The sequence below is a fragment of the Streptomyces fractus genome (genome assembly GCF_049844455.1).
Taxonomy (GTDB): Bacteria; Actinomycetota; Actinomycetes; order Streptomycetales; family Streptomycetaceae; genus Streptomyces; species Streptomyces fractus.
Map to the genome: position 1 here is coordinate 7,814,086 of NZ_JBMYHI010000002.1, position 18,819 is coordinate 7,832,904.

Here is an 18,819-nt window from a genome sequence, read left to right on the forward strand (position 1 = left end):
CCCCCTTATACGTACGAGAGAGGTGAAGGGATTGCACGCAGCGTCCGTGTTCCGTCGGGTGGCGCAATCCATCGGCGTCCCCCGGTCGTACAACCTCCGTCGGAAGGGACGGAGTGATCATGAAGAACTTCAGGATCGGCATGGCCGGGTTCGCGTTCGTGGCGGCCCTCGGACTGGCGGGCTGCGGCGGTGGTGGTGGCGGCTCGGGCGGCGGCAGCGATTCGGGTGGCGGCACGCCCGCGGCCACGGACGCCTCCACCCTCAGCACGAGCGACTCCCCGATGGGCAAGATCCTCGTCGACGGAAAGGGGCGCACGCTCTACCTGTTCACCAGCGACGGCAAGAACAGCAACTCCATGAAGTGCGACGCGAAGTGCGTCAAGGAGTGGCCGCACATGGAGGGCAAACCGAAGGCCGGCGCCGGGGTCCAGCCGAACCTCATCGCCACGACGAAGGGCAGCGGCACGGCACAGGCGACGTACGCCGGACACCCGCTCTACTACTACGCCGACGATCACAAGGCGGGGGACACGAACGGACAGGGCATCGGCCAGATCTGGTACGTCATCGACTCCCACGGCCATGCGATCAAGAAGGCCGCACCCGGGGGCGGGAACGACAACGACACTGGTGGCAACGGCTACTGAGCCGACGCCGGCCGGGAGCCGCCCCGAGGGAAGGGCTCCCGACCGCCGCCCGCGGCACGTCAGCCGTGCCAGGACCGCCACAGCGCCGCGTACGCGCCGTCGGCCGCGACCAGGTCGTCGTGGCTGCCGAGTTCGCGGATCCGGCCGTCCTCGACCACGGCGATCACGTCCGCGTCGTGCGCGGTGTGCAGTCGGTGCGCGATGGCCACGACGGTGCGGCCGTCGAGGACCCGGCCGAGCGAGCGCTCCAGGTTGCGGGCCGCGCGCGGGTCGAGCAGCGAGGTCGCCTCGTCGAGGACCAGCGTGTGCGGGTCGGCGAGGACCAGCCGGGCCAGCGCGATCTGCTGCGCCTGCGCCGGAGTGAGCGCGACCCCGCCCGAGCCGACCTCCGTGTCGAGGCCGTCGGCGAGGCCATCGGCCCACCCGTCGGCGTCGACCGCGCCGAGAGCGGCCCACAGCTCCGCGTCGTCGGCGCCGGTGCGGGCCAGACGGAGGTTGTCGCGCAGGGAGCCCACGAAGACGTGGTGCTCCTGGTTGACCAGCGCCACATGGGAGCGCACCCGCTCGGCCTGCATCCGGGAGAGCTCCGCGCCGCCCAGAGTGACCTGCCCGGTGCGCGGCGCGTAGATCCCGGCGAGCAGCCGCCCGAGCGTCGACTTGCCCGCACCCGAGGGGCCGACCAGGGCGAGCCGCGTGCCGGGCGCGACCTCCAGGGACACCTTCCGCAGCACGTCGACGCCCTCCCGGTAACCGAAGTGCACCGCGTCGGCCTGGACATCACGGCCGTCGGGCCGCACGGAGGCGTCGCCCGCGTCCGGCTCGATGTCCCGCACGCCGACGAGCCGGGCCAGCGACACCTGGGCGACCTGAAGCTCGTCGTACCAGCGCAGGATCAGGCCGAGCGGGTCCACCAGCATCTGCGCGATGAGCGCGCTCGTGGTCAGCTGCCCCACATCGATCCAGCCCTGGAGGACGAAGACACCGCCCACCACGAGCACCGACAGCAGTACCAGGACGTGCACGGTGTTGATCACCGGGAAGAACACCGAGCGCAGATACAGGGTGTAGCGCTCCCATGCGGTCCACTCCTTGACGCGCCGCTCCGACAGCGCGATGCGGCGCTCGCCGAGCCGGTGCGACTCGATGGTGCGCCCGGCGTCCACGGTCTCGGCGAGCGCGGCGGCGACGGCCGCGTACCCGGCGGCCTCCGAGCGGTACGCGGACGGCGCCCGCTTGAAGTACCAGCGGCAGCCGAGCACGAGGACCGGCACCGCGATGAGCAGCGCGGGCGCAAGCGGCGGCGCGGTCACCGCGAGCCCGCCGACGAGCAGCACCGCCCACACGACACCGATGGACAGCTGGGGCACGGCCTCCCGCATCGCGTTCGCGAGCCGGTCGATGTCCGTGGTGATCCGCGACAGCAGGTCGCCCGTACCGGCCCGCTCCAGGACGCCGGGCGGCAGGCCCACGGACCGCACCAGGAAGTCCTCCCGCAGATCCGCCAGCATCCGCTCGCCGAGCACCGCCCCACGCAGCCGCACCTGCCGGATGAACACGGCCTGGACCACCAGCGCCAGTGCGAACAGGCCGATGGTGCGGGCCAGTTGGGCCCCTTCCAGCGCGCCGGCGCCGCCCGGGTTCTCGGAGACGTCCTGGATCAGGCCGCCGAGCAGGTAGGGGCCGGCCATCGACGCGATGACGGCGACCGTGTTCACGCCGATGAGCAGGAGGAACTCGCGGCGGTGGCGCTGGTACAGCTCGCGCACATAGGCGCGGACCGTGGCCGGGGCGCCGACGGGCAGGGTGTTCGCCGTGGTGGGGGCCGCCGGGTCGTAGGCCGGGGGCGCTACGCCGATCATGCCGTCTCCTCGATGTCGATCTCGATGTCGGTACTGATGCCGGTGCCGGTGCCGGTGCCGGTGCCGGCACCGGGGGAGGCCTGCTCCTCGTCGGTCTCGCGGGTGACGACCGCGCGGTACCGGGGCTCGCTGCGCACCAGTTCGCGGTGCTCGCCGACCGCGGCGACCTCGCCCTCGTGGACGAACACCACGCGGTCGGCGCGGTCGAGGACCAGCGGCGACGAAGTGAGCACCACGGTCGTGCGACCGCTGCGCAGCGCGCGCACGCCCTGGGCGATACGGGCCTCGGTGTGCGAGTCGACGGCGGACGTCGGCTCGTCGAGCACCAGCGTGTCCGGGTCGGTGACCAGCGAGCGGGCCAGCGCGAGGCGCTGGCGCTGGCCACCGGAGAGGGATCGGCCGCGTTCGGTGATGCGGGCGGTCATCGGGTCCTCGTCCGGGGCGCCCTGGGTGAGGGCGTCCAGCACGTCGGAGCACTGGGCCGCGTCCAGCGCGTCGTCGGGTGCGACGCCTCCGGAGGCCGGTACGTCGAGGAGTTCGGCGAGGGTGCCGGAGAGCAGCACCGGGTCCTTGTCCTGGACGAGTACGGCCGTCCGCGCTACGTCCAGCGGCAATTCGTCGAGCGGCACGCCGTCGAGCAGGACGGACGGCGCCGCCTCGCCGGCGCCGTCGTCGGCGGCGGAAGCGGGGTGTCCGGCGAACCGGTCGGCGAGGCGCCCCGCCAGGTCCGGGTCGCCGCACACCACGGCGGTGAGCCGCCCCGCGGGTGCCAGCACGCCCGTCGCCGGGTCGTACAGGTCGCCGGCCGGCGCCTTGGCGTCGCGCAGCCCGCCGTCCGGTTCGGTGACGCGCTCCAGCGACAGCACCCTGGCCGCGCGCTGCGCGGACGGCCGGGAGAACGAGTACGCCATCGCGATCTCCTCGAAGTGGCGCAGCGGGTAGTTGAGGAGCATCACGCCGCTGTAGACGGTGATCAGTTCGCCGACGGTGATCCGGCCTTCGCGCGCGAGCTGGACGCCGTACCAGACGAGCACGATCGTCAGCAGGCCGGGAAGGAGGACCTGGATCGCGGAGATCAGCGACCACATGCGGGCGCTGCGCACGGCGGCCCGGCGCACGTCCTGCGAGGCGCGGCGGTAGCGGTCGAGGAACAGTTCCTCGCCGCCGATGCCGCGCAGCACGCGCAGGCCCGCGACGGTGTCCGAGGCGAGTTCGGTGGCGTGGCCCGCCTTCTCCCGCTGGTGGTCCGCGCGCCGGGTGGCGCGGGGGAGCAGGGGCAGCACGGCGAGCGCCAGGACCGGCATGCCGAGCGCGACGACGACACCGAGCGCCGGCTGGTAGATCAGGAGGCCCACGGCGGCGATGACGACGGTGAGCGCGGCGGCGGTGAAGCGGGAGAGCGCCTCGACGAACCAGCCGATCTTCTCCACGTCACCGGTGGACACCGCGACGACCTCGCCCGCGGCGACCCGCCGGGTGAGGGCGGCGCCGAGCGTCGCGGTCTTGCGGGCGAGGAGCTGCTGGACGCGGGCGGCGGCGGTGATCCAGTTCGTGACGGACGTGCGGTGCAGCATCGTGTCGCCGACCGCGACACCGATGCCGAGCAGCACGATCAGCGCGCCGGCCTTGGCGAGACCGGAGCCGGAGCGGTCGACGACCGCCTGCACCGCATAACCGACGCCGTACGCGAGGCCGGCGACGGAGACGAAGTGGATCAGGCCCCAGACAAGGGACTTGGCCTGCCCACCGAGCTGGTTCCTGCCGAGCCAGATCAGGAACCGGGGGCCCGAGCGTGCGTCCGGCACACCTGGGTCTGGATACGGAAGGTCGGAGATCTGCATGACGTCCCAGGGCTCGAAGCGGGGTGGATCGAAGAAGCGGACTCAAAGGCAGCAAACCGTGAAAGGTTCGCGCCCCGCGGCGAGCCGAGGCAAACGGTTTTCCGGTCCCGGGCAAAGAATCGGACCGGATCGAACGTCATGATCGGAGTCGGTTCCGCGGTTTTTGACCGGTGGTGCGACCATGGAACGCATGCGGAGTGCGGGTGCGATCAGGGTGGGCGTCGCGATGGCGGCGTGCGGTGTCCTGCTGACGACGGTGGCCGCTTGCGGCGCCGACGGCGGCGACAGCGGAAAGAAGGCCACGGCGGGGGCGAACTCCTCGGGCGGCGAGTCCCAGGGCGCCGAGGCGCGCGCGGCGGACCTCAAGCGCATCCCGGGGGTGGGCGACCGCTACCAGAAACAGATCCCGGCGAACGCCAGGCAGGTCGTCGCCGTGTACGGCGACGGCAAGGACGCGGCGGGCTCCACGATCGTGCTCTACACCAAGTCCGGCGACACCTGGAAGAAGCAGCGCGACTGGTCCGGGCACAACGGCAAGAAGGGCTGGACGACCAGCCACCACGAGGGCGACAAGCGCAGCCCCGTCGGCGTCTTCACGCTCAGCGACGCCGGCGGCGTCCTGGCCGACCCGGGCGCGAAGCTGCCGTACACGCAGTCGGCGTCGTTCCAGGCCCCGCACTACTGGGCGAAGTCGCACTGGCACGACTTCGACTACGTCATCGCCATCGACTACAACCGCGCAAAGGGCACGTCGCCCAATGACCCGACCCGGCCGCAGGGCCAGTCCAAGGGCGGCAGCATCTGGCTGCACATGGACCACGGCAGCGGCACCTCGGCGTGCGTGAGCCAGTCGAAGGGCGACATGGAGTACCTGCTCAAGACGCTCGACCCGAAGCAGCACCCGGTGGTCGTGATGGGCGACAAGGCCGAGCTCAAGGCGACCTGAGCCGGCCCCGCCTCCCCGACGGCCTACCGCCTTGTGGCCCGCTCCAACTCGACCAGTACGGAGTAGTAGGAGCGGCCCGTCGCATGGTCCATGCCGACCTCGCACATCCGGTTCGCCGAGAGATGGGCGTCGTAGGCACGCGACGTGACCTCAGCGGCCTCCTTCGCCGTGGCGGACTCGGTCAGCTCCTTGTGGAGCATGCCGCGGTCGCCCGCGAAGCCGCAGCAGCCCGCGTCGTCCGGCATCACCACCTCGTCGGCGCAGGCCTCGGCCACGGCCTTCAACTGGCTTACGTCGCCCAGGTGTTCCATGGAGCACGTCGGGTGCAGCACGGCGGAGCCGATGGTGCGCTCGACGGTGAGGTGCGGCAGGAGTTCCTCCGCGGCCCACACCAGGGAGTCCACGATGGTCAGCTCCGCGTGCAACTCCCGGTTGTCGTCGGTGAGATACGGCACCACCTCGTGCGCGATGCCCAGCGTGCACGACGAGGCGTCCACCACGAGGGGCAGTCGGCCGCCGCCGGTCCAGGCCCAGGCCGACTCGATGATCCGGTTCGCCATCACCGTGTTGCCCTCGTCGTAGCCCTTGGAGTGCCAGATCGTGGCGCAGCACGTCCCGGCCACATCGTTCGGAATCCACACCGGCTTGCCCGCGCGCGCGGAGACCGCGACAACGGCCTGAGGCAGCGATACGTCGCCGGGGGTGCCGAAAATGCGGTTCACGCACGCCGGGTAGTAGACGGCCGTGGCGCCCACGCGCGCGGTACGCGGTAGCTTCCGGGCCGCCGCGGCAGGTACCTCCGGCAGCCATTCGGGCACCAGGTCCGGCCGGATCGCCTTGCGCGCGGCGCCCGTCACGGTCGCGAGGAGGCGGTCACCGATCTTGTCGGCCGCCGCCACGGCGAGCCGGGCCGAGGCCTCCACCGCCTTGAAGTTCTTCGCGACGAGCGCGGCCGTCCGCTCCTCGCGCGGCGAGTGACGGGCGTGACGGAAGCCCTTCATGAACGCCCCCGTGTCGATGCCGACCGGGCAGGCCAGCTTGCACGTGGAGTCGCCGGCGCAGGTGTCCACGGCGTCGTACCCGTAGGCGTCGATCAGCTCGTCCTCCACCGGCGAACCGGACGGCTGGCGCATCATCTCGCGGCGCAGCACGATCCGCTGGCGCGGTGTGGTCGTCAAGTCCTCGCTGGGGCACGTGGGTTCGCAGAAGCCGCACTCGATGCACGGGTCGGCGATCAGCTCCACCTTGGGGATCGTCTTGAGGCCCCGCAGATGGGCCTTCGGGTCGCGGTCCAGCACGATGCGCGGCGCGAGCACCCCGTCCGGGTCGATGACCTGTTTCGTGCGCCACATCAACTCCGTGGCCCTGGCGCCCCATTCGAGCTCCAGGAAGGGGGCGATATTGCGGCCCGTCGCGTGCTCCGCCTTCAGGGAGCCGTCGAACCGGTCGACCGTGAGGCGGCAGAACTCGTCCATGAACGCCGCGTACCGCTCCACGTCCTTTGGCTTCGCCGCGTCGAAGGCCAGCAGGAAGTGCAGATTGCCGTGCGCGGCGTGGCCGGCCACCGCCGCGTCGAAACCGTGCCGCGTCTGCAGTTCGAGCAGTTCCTCGCACGCCTCCGCGAGCCGCGAGGGCGGCACCGCGAAGTCCTCCGTGATGAGCGTCGTACCCGAAGGACGCGAGCCGCCGACCGCCGTCACGAACGCCTTGCGCGCCTTCCAGTAGCCCCCGATCGTCTTCGCGTCCCGCGTGAACTCATTGGTCACTGAGGCGACGGGCGCGACGAGTTCGAGACCCTCAAGGGCCTTCGCGGCCGCCTTCTCGTAGGCGGCCTGCGTGGTCTCGTCCGGGGCGCGGAACTCCACCAACAGCGCCGTCGTCTCCTTGGGCAACTCGGCCCAGTCCTGCGGCACGCCCTGCACGCTGACCGAGGCGCGCAGCGTATTGCCGTCCATCAGCTCCACGGCCAGGGCGCCCGCCTCGTTGAACACCGGCACCGCCGCGGCGGCCGCGGGCAGGGAAGGGAAGAACAGCAGCGCCGTCGACACCCTCCTGTCCAACGGCAGGGTGTCGAAGACGACTTCGGAGATGAACCCGAAGGTGCCCTCCGAGCCCACCATCAGGCCGCGCAGGATCTGCACCGGCGTCCCGCCGTCGAGGAAGGCGTCGAGACGGTACCCGTTCGTATTCTTGATCTCGTACTTGGCGCGGATCCTGCGGGTGAGCTCCGCGTCCTCCTCGATCTCCCGCTTGATCGCCAACAGGGCCTCGCAGAGCGCCGGTTCGGCGTGCGCGAGATCCTCGTCCGCGCGCGGGTCGCCCGTGTCGACGACGGTGCCGGACGGCAGCACGAAGGTGAGGGAGGAGACCGTCCGGTACGAGTTCCGCGTCGTGCCCGCCGTCATCCCCGACGCGTTGTTCGCCACCACGCCGCCCACCGTGCAGGCGATCGCGCTCGCCGGGTCGGGGCCGAGCACGCGCCCGTGCCGCGCGAGCGTGGCGTTCGCCCGCACGATCGTGGTGCCGGGGCCGATCCGCGCGCGCGTACCGTCGCCCAGCACCTCGATGCCCGACCAGAACCTGCGGACGTCGACGAGGATGTCCTCGCCCTGCGCCTGCCCGTTCAGCGACGTGCCCGCCGCGCGGAAGACGACCTCGCGGCCCTTGCCGTGCGCGTAGGAGAGCACCGCCGACACGTCGTCGATGTCCTCGGCGACCACCACTACCTGCGGCACGAAGCGGTACGGGCTGGCGTCCGACGCGTAACGCACCAGGTCCGAGATCTTGGTGAGCACCTTGTCCGCGCCGAGCAGCCGCGTCAGCTCCGAGCGCAGCGGCTCGGGCGTGCCACCGGCCTGCCGGTCCGCGACCCGGTCGGGCGCCGGACCGGACGAGCGGGCTCCGGGACGCAGGGCTTCCGGCTTCGGCTCCAGCAGCGGCATGGCCTCTCCTAGCTCAGCAATCGCGGTCGTGCGGGGACCCGAACAGCGTGTTCAGCAGCACCGTCAGCTGCGCTCGCTGCTCCTTGTCCAATGGGGCCAGGATCTCCTCTGCCGCCGCGCGCCGCGCGCTGCGCAGCTCCCGGAGGGCGGCCCGGCCCTTGTCGGTGAGCTCGATCCGGATGACCCGGCGGTTGGTCGGATCGGGCACGCGGCGCGCCAGATCGGCCGCCTCCAGGCCGTCCACCGTCGTCGTGACGGCACGCGGGACGACCTCGAGGCGCTCGGCCAGATCGGCCATGCGTGGCGGCGTCTCGTAGTGCACGAGCGTGCGCAGCAGCCGGGACTGCGCGGGTGTGATTCCGACCGGCTCCAGCTGGCGGCGCTGTAGCCGCTGCAGGCGGCGGGTCAGGCGCAGCAACTGCTCGGCGAGGAAACCGTCGGCGTCCGGTGTCTTCATGCCGGGAACATTATCAGGACCTTGTGCATTGTGAAAGAAGGTAACAATGCATTATGCTCCTCAAGGTCGAATCCCAGAAGTGCCTAGGAGGCCCATGCCCCGCGACGAAATCCGCTGGACGCCGCCCCCCGATGCCGAGTCGTCGGGCCAGCCGCGGCAGATCCGCCGCATCCTGTCCCTCTTCCGCCCCTACCGCGCCCGCCTCGCCATCGTCGGGCTGCTCGTCTGCGCCGCCTCGCTGGTCACGGTCGCGACACCGTTCCTGCTCAAGGAGATCCTCGACGTCGCGATCCCGCAGGGCCGCACCGGGCTGCTCAGCCTGCTCGCCCTCGGCATGATCGTCAGCGCCGTCGTGACGAGCGTCTTCGGCGTCCTGCAGACGCTGATCTCGACGACGGTCGGCCAGCGCGTCATGCACGACCTGCGCACCGCCGTCTACGGCCGCCTCCAGAGCATGTCCCTCGCCTTCTTCACCAAGACCCGCACGGGCGAGGTCCAGTCCCGCATCGCCAACGACATCGGCGGCATGCAGGCGACGGTGACATCGACCGCGACATCCCTCGTCTCGAACCTGACGAGCGTCGTCGCCACGGTCGTCGCGATGATCGCCCTCGACTGGCGGCTGACGATCGTCTCCCTGCTCCTGCTGCCGGTCTTCGTGTGGATCAGCCGCCGGGTCGGCCGCGAGCGCAAGAAGATCGCCACGCAGCGCCAGAAGCAGATGGCGGCGATGGCCGCCACGGTCACCGAGTCGCTCTCCGTCAGCGGCATCCTGCTCGGTCGCACCATGGGCCGCGCGGACTCCCTCACCAAGTCCTTCGCCGAAGAGTCGGACGAACTGGTCGGCCTGGAAGTCAGGTCGAACATGGCGGGGCGCTGGCGGATGGCCGTCATCAGCATCGTCATGGCCGCCATGCCCGCCGTCATCTACTGGGCGGCCGGCATCGCCCTGCACTTCGGCGGCCCCACCGTCTCCATCGGCACGCTCGTCGCGTTCGTCTCGTTGCAGCAGGGCCTGTTCCGGCCGACCGTGAGCCTGCTGCAGACCGGCGTCCAGATCCAGACCTCGCTGGCCCTGTTCCAGCGCATCTTCGAGTACCTGGACCTGCCGGTCGACATCACCGAGCGCGAGGACGCGGTCCGCCTCGACACCGTCAAGGGCGAGGTCCGCTTCGAGAACGTCGAGTTCCGCTATGTCACCGACGATGCTGCCGACGAGCGGCAGGAAGCGATCCTCGACGGCATCGACCTCACCGTCCCCGCGGGCGGCAGCCTCGCCGTCGTCGGCCCCACCGGCTCCGGAAAGTCCACGCTCAGCTATCTCGTGCCGCGGCTCTACGACGTCACGGGAGGCCGCGTCACGCTCGACGGGGTCGACGTGCGCGACCTGGACTTCGACACCCTCGCGCGCGCGATCGGCGTGGTCTCCCAGGAGACGTACCTGTTCCACGCCTCGGTGGCGGAGAACCTGCGGTTCGCCAAGCCCGACGCCACCGACGAGGAGCTGTACGCGGCGGCCCGCGCGGCCCAGATCCACGAGCACATAGCCGCCCTGCCGGACGGCTACGACACCGTGGTCGGCGAGCGCGGTCACCGCTTCTCCGGAGGCGAGAAGCAGCGCCTGGCCATCGCCCGCACCATCCTGCGGGACCCGCCGGTCCTCATCCTCGACGAGGCGACGAGCGCGCTCGACACGCGTACCGAGCACGCGGTGCAGGAAGCCATCGACGCGCTCTCGGCCAACCGCACGACGCTCACGATCGCGCACCGCCTCTCCACGGTCCGTGGCGCCGAGCAGATCGTGGTCCTTGACTCCGGGCGAATAGCCGAGCGCGGCACGCACGAGGAACTGCTCGGCCGCGAGGGTCGCTACGCGGCGCTGGTGCGGCAGGACGCGCGCGTGGAAGCCGCGGCGTGACGGGGGTTGCGCCCGGGCCGCCATGACGTCGGCGCGAACAGCGGGGAGAGAGTCCGTGAGGGAGTCGAGAAGGGCAGAGATATGTCAGGGATGCTCTGACGCACGGGTTACCGTTCCGGCATGCAGACCGAGACTCCGCGACGAAACACGACGCGACTCACGCGCCGCGGACGCATCGCCATGACGGTGACCGGGGCCGTCGTGGCGGCAGCCGCCGTCGCGGTGCCGCTGACCCTGGCGGGTGAGGACGGGACGGACAAGAGCCTGACCATCCCTGAGGGCTGGCGTTCGGGCCAGGTGTACGAGGCCGTGGACAAGGCGCTCGACGTCCCGGCCGGCACCACGAAGAAGGCCGCGCCCAAGGCACACCTCAAGCTTCCGGGCGACGCGGGTGGCAACGCAGAGGGGTACCTCTTCCCGGCGACGTATCCCTTGAACGACAAGTCGACCCCGCAGTCGGTCCTTTCGTACATGGTCGCCACGGCCAATAAGCGGTTCGGCGGCAGCGGCACCACCGCGGGCGCCGAGAGCAACGCCGTCAATCCGTACCAGCGCGTCATCATCGCGAGCATCGTGCAGGCCGAGGCGGACAACAAGGAGGACATGGGCAGGGTCGCCCGCGTCATATACAACCGGCTCGATCACGGGATGCCGTTGCAGATGGACTCCACCATCAACTACGCGCTCGGCCGCTCCACGTTGGCCACCACACACGACGACACCAAGATCAACAACCCGTACAACACCTACGCGCGCAAGGGGCTGCCGCCCACTCCGATCGGCAATCCGGGGGAGCAGGCGATGCAGGCGGCGAGCAGTCCGCCGTCGGGTGACTGGCTGTACTTCGTGACGGTCAAGCCGGGGGACACGCGCTTCACGGCGGATCTGGGCGTGCAGGAGAAGAACGTGGCGGAGTTCAACAAGAACCAGGCGAAGGAGAAGCGGGGCGGCTGACGGGGCGGGGCGCTCCGGGGTGCCGGGGGTGGGGTTGCGCGCTGACTGGGTCGGGTCGGGTGGCGGGGGGAGGGGTTGTGCGCTGGCTGGCTGGCTGGCTGGCTGGGTGGGGCCGGGTGCGGGTGCGGGTGCGGGTGCGGGTGCGGGTGCGGGTGCGGGGCCGGTCCGGGGCCGGGGCCTGGGGCGGGTAGAGGGGCGGAGCACCGGTTCGGTGGGGATCGCTTGACTCGTTTTGGGACGGCTGGCTTCTTCGGATCGCTCGGTCTGTTCGGGGCGTCTGAGGTGTGCGGATCGCTCGGCCTGTTCGGGGTGCCTGAGGTGTGCGGACCGCTCGGCCTGTTCGGGGTGCCTGAGCTGTGCGGATCGCTCGGCCTGTTCGGGGCGCCGGGGCCGTGTGGATCGCCCGGTCCGTTCGCGGCGCCCGAGCTGTCCAGGTCGCTTGGTCCGTTCATGGCGCCAGCGAGCCGTCCGGATTGCCCGGCCTGCTCGTGGCGCCTGACCAGTCAGGACCACGCGGCCCGTTCGGATCGTCGGGCCCGTTCGGTCGCCGGACCCGTTCCGGTCGCCCGACCCGTCGGGGCGTCCGATCGAGTCGTCTCACACCGCGACGGACGCCGTTCGCGCCAGTAGTCGACGGATGTCGCTCACTGCCGCGCGTCCCGCGCGGTTCGCGCCGATCGTGCTTGCCGAAGGGCCGTAGCCGACCAGGTGGATGCGGGGATCGAGGGCGGCGTGCGTGCCCTCCATCCGGATCCCACCGCCAGGCTCCCGTAGTCTCAGCGGCGCCAGATGCTCGATGGACGCCCGGAAGCCGGTGGCCCAGAGGATCACGTCGGCCGCGACCTCGTGCCCGTCGTCCCAGGCCACGCCGGTCGGCGTGATCCGGTCGAACATGGGGTGCCGGTGGAGGACACCGCTGGCGCGGGCCTCGCGGATCGCGTCGTTCACCGGAAGCCCGGTCACCGACACCACGCTCAGCGGCGCGAGCCCCTGGCGTACCCGCTCCTCGACCATCGCCACGGCGGCCCGCCCCTGCTCCTCGCCGAAGGGGCCGTCACGGAAGACGGGCGGCCGGCGGGTCACCCAGGTCGTCGAGGCGGCGTAGGGCGCGATCTCCATCAGGTGCTGCGTCCCCGAGGCCCCGCCGCCCACCACTACGACCCGCTGACCCGCGAACTCTTCCGGCCCCTGATACTGCGCGGTGTGCAACTGCCGCCCGCGGAAGGTCTCCTGCCCCGGATAACGCGGCCAGAACGGCCGGTCCCAGGTCCCCGTCGCGTTGATCAGGGCACGCGCCGACCACACCCCGTCCGAGGTCTCGACGAGCAGCCGGCCGCCCTGCCCCTCGCGCACCGCCCGCACGTCGACCGGGCGCCGCACGCGCAGATCGAAGGCATCCTCGTACGAGGTGAAGTACCCGGCGATGACCTCCGAGGACGGGCGCGCGGGATCGGCGCCGGTCAGTTCCATGCCGGGCAGCGCGTGCATTCCGTGGACCTTGCCGTACGTGAGTGAGGGCCACCGGAACTGCCAGGCGCCGCCGGGTCGGGGCGCGTGGTCGAGGACGACGAAGTCCCGCTCCGGCTCGAAGCCCACGCGGCGCAGGTGATAGGCGGCGGAAAGCCCGGCCTGGCCGGCGCCGATGACGACGACGTCGACCTGGCGCGGACCATCGGCGGAGGCGGCGTCTCGTACCCCGATGTCGTTCATGTTTCTACTAACTCCATCGGGGCGCGAGATCTTCCCGGGACGGCGCGAACCGCACCCGCCGCGCCCGCGGTGCCGGCCGCACCGGCCGCACCACCCGCCCCAAGCGGCTCAGCGCCCGCCCGCCACCGCCAACGGCGCACCGGACCGGCGCGCGGCCGGCTCCACGAGCCCGCGTGTGGCCAGTTCGGGAATGACCCCCTCCCCGAACCAGTACGCCTCCTCCAGATGCGGATACCCGGAGAGCACGAAGTGGTCGATGCCGAGCGCGTGGTACTCCTCGATCCGGTCGGCGACCTCGGCGTGACTGCCGACGAGCGCCGTGCCCGCGCCACCGCGCACCAGACCGACCCCGGCCCACAGATTGGGAGAGATCTCCAGGCTCTCCCGGTCACCGCCGTGCAGCGCCAGCATCCGCTGCTGCCCGACGGACTCGCTGCGCCCGAGCGTGTTCTGCGCGGCGGCGACGGCCTCGGGGGAGAGGTCGTCGAGCAGCCGGTCCGCGGTGGCCCACGCGTCCCGCGCCGAATCGCGCGAGATCGTGTGCAGCCGGATCCCGAACCGCACGGTGCGCCCCTCCCGCTCGGCGAGCGAGCGGATCCAGTCGATCTTCTCCTTCACCTGCTGCGGCGGCTCGCCCCACGTCAGATACACGTCGGAGTGCCGCGCCGCGACGGGCCCCGCGGCGGCCGACGAACCACCGAAGAAGATCTCCGGCCGGGGATCCGGCGCAAGCGCCGTGTAGCCGCCGTCGACCCGGTAGTGCTCCCCGGCGAAGTCGAACGGTGCCTGCGAGCTGCCGCCCCACACACCACGTACCACTGAAAGGAACTCGTCCGTGCGGGCATAGCGCTGATCGTGGTCGAGATGGTCGCCGAAGCGCCGCTGCTCGGCGGAGTCACCACCGGTGACGACATTGAGCAACAGCCGCCCGTTCGTGAGGCGTTGATACGTCGACGCCATCTGCGCGGCGAGCGTCGGTGAGATGACCCCCGGCCGGAACGCCACGAGGAACTTGAGGCGCTCGGTGTGCTGGGCGAGCGCGACCGTCGTCAGCCACGCGTCCTCGCACCACGTCCCGGTGGGAGTGAGAACAGCCTCGAAGCCCAACTGCTCGGCCGCCTTGGCTATTTGAACGAGATAGTCGAGGTCGGGCGCGCGTATTCCGGAGGTCGACCCGCCCGGCGAACGCTCCAGCGCCCCACCGCTGAAGGCGTGCCGGTCGACGAGGGTGCGTCCGTCGCCGCCCGTCGGCAGGAACCAGTGCAGGTGGACGTTCATGGATTCAGGACTCCTTGCCGGACGCGGTGTCGTGCGCGGTGTCATGCGTGGTGTGGTACGTGCGCGGGGCGGTGGTGGAGGGCGGCAGCTTGCCGTTGAAGCGTGTGTCGACGTACTTCGAGAAGTCGACCTTGTCCGGGATCAGCTTCAACTCGCTGAATATGTCGGCGATTTGCTGCTCTGAAGCGATCACGTTCTTGTCGACGGCGACCGTGACACGTGTGCCGTTCGTACGCCGCACGGCGTCGTACGCCGCCCCGTACGGCAGCCCGGTGTCCTTGGCCCACACCTTCGCCCATGCCTGCGGATGCTTGTAGACCCAGTTCTGGGCGCGCCGCAGCCGCTCAAGGTAGTCCTTGATCGCGGCGGACTTCCTTTTGTCGGCGAGGGCGATGGGGGAGGCGACCTGGAAGGCGAGTCCGTTGGTGACCCCGTCGCCGTCGGTGAGGACACGGCCGAGTTTCGCGCGCAGCGCCTGCGAGGTGTACGGGTCCCAGACGGCCCAGGCGTCGACCTTGCCGGCGGTGAACGCGGCCAGTGCGTCGGCCGGTTGGAGATACTTGACCTTCACGTCCTTCAGCCCGAGCCCGACCTTCTTGAGCGAGGCGACGAGCTGGTAGTGCGCCGACGACCCCTGGGCCACGGCGATCGACTTGCCCTTGAGCTCCGCCGGCCTCTTCAGCTTCGAGTCCTTCGGAACGAGGATCGTGTCGCCCTTGGCGGTCCCGTGACTGGCCGACACCACCTTGATCTTCGAGTCGGCGCCGGCCGCGAAGACGGGCGGTGTGTTGCCGACGCCGCCGATGTCCACGGCCTTGGCGTTGATGGCTTCGAGGAGCGGCGGCCCCGAGGAGAATGTGGACCAGCGAATCTTGTAGTCCAGGTCGTCAAGTTCACCGGCGGCCCTCAGTACCGCCTCCGAACCACCTTTCTGGTCACCGACGTTGAGGGTGAGAGACCCCTTCCCGTCGATGCCGCCGCCGCTTCCGCCGGTGCCATTGGATGTGCTGGCGGTGGAGGCGCCGGAGCAAGCGGCGAGCAGGAGGGCGAGTGGGGCGACGAGGGCGCCGGCTATGAGTGGGCGTCGCATGACAAGTCCGTCCAGAATCGTGGAGTTGGCGAGTTGGCGAGTGGGAGGCCGGGGTGAACGGGGTGAGGAGGTCAGCGGTCAGTGGGGCGGTGGGGCGGTGGCCAGTGGCCAGCGGGTACTGGCCTCAGTGGGTAGTGATCAGTGGGAGGACTCGTCCACACCCAGCCGGTTCAGCAGCTCGGCGCGCAGTTCGGCGAAGCGCGGATCGGTGAGATCGCGCGGCCGATCCAGATCGACACGGGTCTCGTGGGCGATGACACCGTCGTCCATGACGAGCACGCGATCGGCGAGCAGCACCGCTTCCTCCACGTCGTGGGTCACCAACAGCACGGCGCAGCCCCGCCGTTGCCACAGCTCACCGACCAGGCGCTGGGCCTTGATCCGGGTCAACGCGTCGAGCGCGCCGAACGGCTCGTCGAGCAGCAGCAGATCCGGCTCGCGCACGAGGGCGCGGGCGAGCGAGGCGCGCTGGGCCTCGCCGCCGGAGAGCGTCTTGGGCCAGGCGTCCGTACGATGCCCGAGTCCGACCTCGTCCAACGCCCTTTCGGCGACGTCCCGTTCGGGCTTTCCCGGCAGGCCGAGCAGGACATTGCGCCACACCCGCTTCCACGGCATGAGTCGCGGCGCCTGGAACGCGACGGCTTTGCGCCGCGGCACGAGCACGGTGCCGGTGATGTCGCGGTCGAGCCCGGCGAGGATGCGTAGCAGCGTGGACTTGCCGCACCCGCTGCGCCCGAGCAGTGCGACGAACTCCCCTGGCTGTACGTCGAGTTGAAGGTCATCGATCACGGTGCGACCGTCAAAGGACCGACTGAGCCCCTCGACGCGCACGGCCGAACCGGAACCCGAACCGGAACCCGAACCGGAACCGGAACCCGAACCGGAATCGACGGAGGGGGCCGGGGAGGGGGCGGTGGTCACCGGCCGGTGAATGTCGGTCGCCATTGCAGCAGCAGCCTTTCGAGGGAACGGACGACGAAGTCGGCGAGCAGGCCGAGGAAGGCGTAGACGATCAGGCAGACGACGATGACGTCGGTGCGCAGGAAGTCCCGCGCCTGCACCATCAGGAACCCGATCCCGGCGTCGGCGTTGATCTGCTCCGCGAAGACGAGCGCCAGCCACGCGATGCCGAGCGAGTACCGCAGCCCGGTCATGGCCCCGGGCAGCGCGCCCGGCAGCACCACATGACGTACGAGCCCCCACCGGCTGAGCCCCAACGACTCGCCCGCTTCGATGAGTTGGGAGTCGACGCCGCGAATCCCGGCGTACACATTCAGATACAGCGGGAACGAGACACCCAGCGTGATGATGGCGACCTTCGGCGCCTCGCCGATCCCGAACCAGATGATGAACAGCGGGATCAGTCCGACGAACGGCACGGTCCGCAGCATCTGCACGCTCGCGTCGACGAGATCCTCGCCGACCCGGAAAAGCCCGGACAGCAGCGCGAGCCCGGTCCCGACGACGACACCGCACAGCAGGCCGACGGCGACACGTTGCAGCGAGACACCCATGGCAGCGGGCAGTGACCCGTCGGAGATGAGATCCGCGCCGACACGCGCGATGGTGCCCGGCGACGCCAACACCTCGGGCGTCAACACACCTACAGACGTGAGGACTTGCCACAGTACGAGGAGCAGCAGCGGCCCGCTGGTACGGCGCAGCCAACGGGGGACACGGGTGCGGCGGGTGGAGGAGGGGACGAGTGGAACGAGTTCGGGCGCCGGGCCGGATACTTGGACCTGGTCCTCGGGCGCCTTGTCGGCAGCCAGCCCGGACTCCTTCTCGGGCGGCTGGGCAGACGGAACGGGCGGGGCATGACTGATGCTCATGGCACTCCATGGCAGACGAGGGCACACCTCGGCGTCAGCGGGCGCGCGTCAGCGGCGCACCGTCACGGACAGACACCGAAGCGGCAACGAGAAGAGGGTGAGCGCAAAGGGGTGAAGAAGCGCGAAAGATGCGCAGAAAAAGCGGGAGAAGGCGTCAGCAGCCGGGACGACACGCGGCAGAGGCCACCCGCAGCAGGTCGATGTGACCGCGCGTGGTGAGCATAGCTGAACGCAACATGCGGCAGAACGTATCCAGTTGTCGACGCATGGTCAATGACGTCTCAACCTATGGACCGGCCATCCCGAACGCCGGTCGCCCGCACCGGGCGCCCCACCGCCCTTGTGGGCGACAATGTCCCCATGTCAGACGTCTTCACGACCCGAGTCCTGGACATCACGACCGGCTCCGCCGAGCGCGTCGTCGACCTGACGCGCGACTGCGAGTCCTTCCTGCGCGAGGTCGCCCACGGCGGCGACGGCCTCCTCAACCTGTTCGTCCCGCACGCCACGGCAGGCATCGCCATCATCGAAACGGGCGCCGGCAGCGACGACGACCTCCTCGCCGCCCTCCACACCCTCCTCCCCGCGGACGACCGCTGGCAGCACAGCCACGGCTCCCCGGGTCACGGCCGCGACCACGTCCTCCCGGCGATCGTGCCGCCGCATGCGACGTTGCCGGTGGTGGGGGGTGGGCTGGAGCTGGGGACGTGGCAGTCGGTGTGTTTGGTGGACACCAACAAGGACAATCCGCAGCGGAAGGTTCGGTTGAGCTTCTTCGGCGGGTGAGCGGCGCGGGCGGGACATGACGCAAGATCACATCCGGCACCGCTGCGAGTGATTGCTGCTCCGATCCAAGGCTGCCGACCACTGGCCCGCCGGTCCGCCGAGTGTCGGCAGGGGGCGCCCGGTCGGTCACGGGGCAGGTAGCGGATCGCCCTGGTCGGTGAAGCGGCCCCATGCGCCCGACGTTCAGCGGGCCGGCTTTGCCTGTGATACCTCCCCGCGTGCCGTGGTCCTCCAAGTCCACAAGCCCGACAAGGAGTGCCGCTTGACTTGGTCGCGGCACTCCTTGTCATGGCGTCGGCCTGCGTCACCGCTCCATGGGTCGCAGCGTCCAGAACTGACTCGCGGGCCGGCTCACATCAGCTTGGAGCTGGTCCACACCTGCGGGGTCCCTTGTGCACCGGGTGGAGGCGCCGGCCGGAACTCCCGTAAGGGAAGGGGGAACGGTGACCGTCGACGAGGGCGCTTCGGACGACGGTGCAGTGGCGGGCGTGTGCGTCCGGCTGCCAGAGGGGACGGAACTGCACGTCTGAGGGAGCGCCGCGCGTCGACGGCGCTGCTG

At 70.6% G+C, this 18,819-nt stretch carries 15 protein-coding genes; 5 read left to right on the forward strand and 10 right to left on the reverse strand.

Going from position 1 to position 18,819, the window contains the following annotated elements; genetic code table 11:
- Nucleotides 1-119: 119 nt before the first annotated feature.
- Nucleotides 120-647 carry a COG4315 family predicted lipoprotein gene (locus ACP4E5_RS37455; protein ID WP_425836840.1) on the forward strand — a complete coding sequence of 176 codons (528 nt, stop codon included), beginning with the start codon at nucleotides 120-122 and terminating at the stop codon, nucleotides 645-647.
- Nucleotides 648-706: 59 nt separating this feature from the next.
- Here the strand turns inward: ACP4E5_RS37455 and ACP4E5_RS37460 are convergent, their stop codons facing one another.
- Together ACP4E5_RS37460 and ACP4E5_RS37465 are read right to left on the reverse strand one after the other, a co-directional pair.
- Complete coding sequence (locus ACP4E5_RS37460; protein ID WP_425836843.1) at nucleotides 707-2,506, reverse strand: ABC transporter ATP-binding protein; 1,800 nt, start codon at nucleotides 2,504-2,506, stop codon at nucleotides 707-709.
- The gene (locus tag ACP4E5_RS37465; protein WP_425836846.1) at nucleotides 2,503-4,347 is read right to left on the reverse strand and encodes an ABC transporter transmembrane domain-containing protein; all 1,845 of its coding nucleotides are present in this window, start codon (nucleotides 4,345-4,347) and stop codon (nucleotides 2,503-2,505) included. Before ACP4E5_RS37465 ends, ACP4E5_RS37460 begins: the two co-directional genes overlap by 4 nt.
- A gap of 190 nt (nucleotides 4,348-4,537) precedes the next feature.
- Between ACP4E5_RS37465 and ACP4E5_RS37470 the strand changes: the two genes are divergently transcribed.
- Complete coding sequence (locus tag ACP4E5_RS37470; RefSeq protein WP_425836849.1) at nucleotides 4,538-5,293, forward strand: L,D-transpeptidase family protein; 756 nt, start codon at nucleotides 4,538-4,540, stop codon at nucleotides 5,291-5,293.
- Nucleotides 5,294-5,316: 23 nt separating this feature from the next.
- Here ACP4E5_RS37470 and ACP4E5_RS37475 read toward each other — a convergent pair whose 3' ends face one another.
- The gene (locus ACP4E5_RS37475) at nucleotides 5,317-8,235 is read right to left on the reverse strand and encodes an FAD-binding and (Fe-S)-binding domain-containing protein (protein ID WP_425836852.1); all 2,919 of its coding nucleotides are present in this window, start codon (nucleotides 8,233-8,235) and stop codon (nucleotides 5,317-5,319) included.
- Between the two features lie 13 nt (nucleotides 8,236-8,248).
- Nucleotides 8,249-8,692, reverse strand: coding sequence for a MarR family winged helix-turn-helix transcriptional regulator (locus tag ACP4E5_RS37480; RefSeq protein ID WP_425836855.1), 444 nt, complete (start codon nucleotides 8,690-8,692; stop codon nucleotides 8,249-8,251).
- A gap of 94 nt (nucleotides 8,693-8,786) precedes the next feature.
- On the opposite strand from ACP4E5_RS37480, the gene ACP4E5_RS37485 reads away from it, so the two are divergent.
- The gene (locus tag ACP4E5_RS37485; protein WP_425836858.1) at nucleotides 8,787-10,610 is read left to right on the forward strand and encodes an ABC transporter ATP-binding protein; all 1,824 of its coding nucleotides are present in this window, start codon (nucleotides 8,787-8,789) and stop codon (nucleotides 10,608-10,610) included.
- A gap of 120 nt (nucleotides 10,611-10,730) precedes the next feature.
- Nucleotides 10,731-11,564 (forward strand): endolytic transglycosylase MltG, encoded by an 834-nt coding sequence (gene mltG, locus ACP4E5_RS37490; RefSeq protein ID WP_425836861.1) that lies wholly within the window; start codon nucleotides 10,731-10,733, stop codon nucleotides 11,562-11,564.
- A 597-nt stretch (nucleotides 11,565-12,161) separates the two neighbouring features.
- Here mltG and ACP4E5_RS37495 read toward each other — a convergent pair.
- From ACP4E5_RS37495 to ACP4E5_RS37520, 6 genes are all read right to left on the reverse strand, one after another.
- Nucleotides 12,162-13,274: an NAD(P)-binding domain-containing protein gene (locus ACP4E5_RS37495; RefSeq protein ID WP_425836864.1), complete on the reverse strand. Its 1,113-nt coding sequence runs from the start codon at nucleotides 13,272-13,274 to the stop codon at nucleotides 12,162-12,164.
- A 108-nt stretch (nucleotides 13,275-13,382) separates the two neighbouring features.
- Entirely contained in the window at nucleotides 13,383-14,552 is a 1,170-nt protein-coding gene (locus ACP4E5_RS37500) for an LLM class flavin-dependent oxidoreductase (RefSeq protein ID WP_425836867.1), read from the reverse strand.
- A 4-nt stretch (nucleotides 14,553-14,556) separates the two neighbouring features.
- Nucleotides 14,557-15,642, reverse strand: coding sequence for an ABC transporter substrate-binding protein (locus ACP4E5_RS37505; RefSeq protein ID WP_425836870.1), 1,086 nt, complete (start codon nucleotides 15,640-15,642; stop codon nucleotides 14,557-14,559).
- Nucleotides 15,643-15,780: 138 nt separating this feature from the next.
- A complete protein-coding gene (locus tag ACP4E5_RS37510; RefSeq protein ID WP_425836873.1) occupies nucleotides 15,781-16,587 on the reverse strand; it encodes an ABC transporter ATP-binding protein in 807 nt (268 codons plus the stop codon).
- Nucleotides 16,560-17,474: an ABC transporter permease gene (locus tag ACP4E5_RS37515; protein WP_425836876.1), complete on the reverse strand. Its 915-nt coding sequence runs from the start codon at nucleotides 17,472-17,474 to the stop codon at nucleotides 16,560-16,562. Before ACP4E5_RS37515 ends, ACP4E5_RS37510 begins: the two co-directional genes overlap by 28 nt.
- Nucleotides 17,475-17,628: 154 nt before the next feature.
- On the reverse strand, nucleotides 17,629-17,742 hold the full coding sequence (locus tag ACP4E5_RS37520; protein ID WP_425836879.1) for a putative leader peptide: 114 nt from the start codon (nucleotides 17,740-17,742) through the stop codon (nucleotides 17,629-17,631).
- Between the two features lie 92 nt (nucleotides 17,743-17,834).
- On the opposite strand from ACP4E5_RS37520, the gene ACP4E5_RS37525 reads away from it, so the two are divergent.
- Nucleotides 17,835-18,260, forward strand: coding sequence for a YjbQ family protein (locus tag ACP4E5_RS37525; protein WP_425836882.1), 426 nt, complete (start codon nucleotides 17,835-17,837; stop codon nucleotides 18,258-18,260).
- The last annotated feature ends 559 nt before the right edge of the window (nucleotides 18,261-18,819 follow it).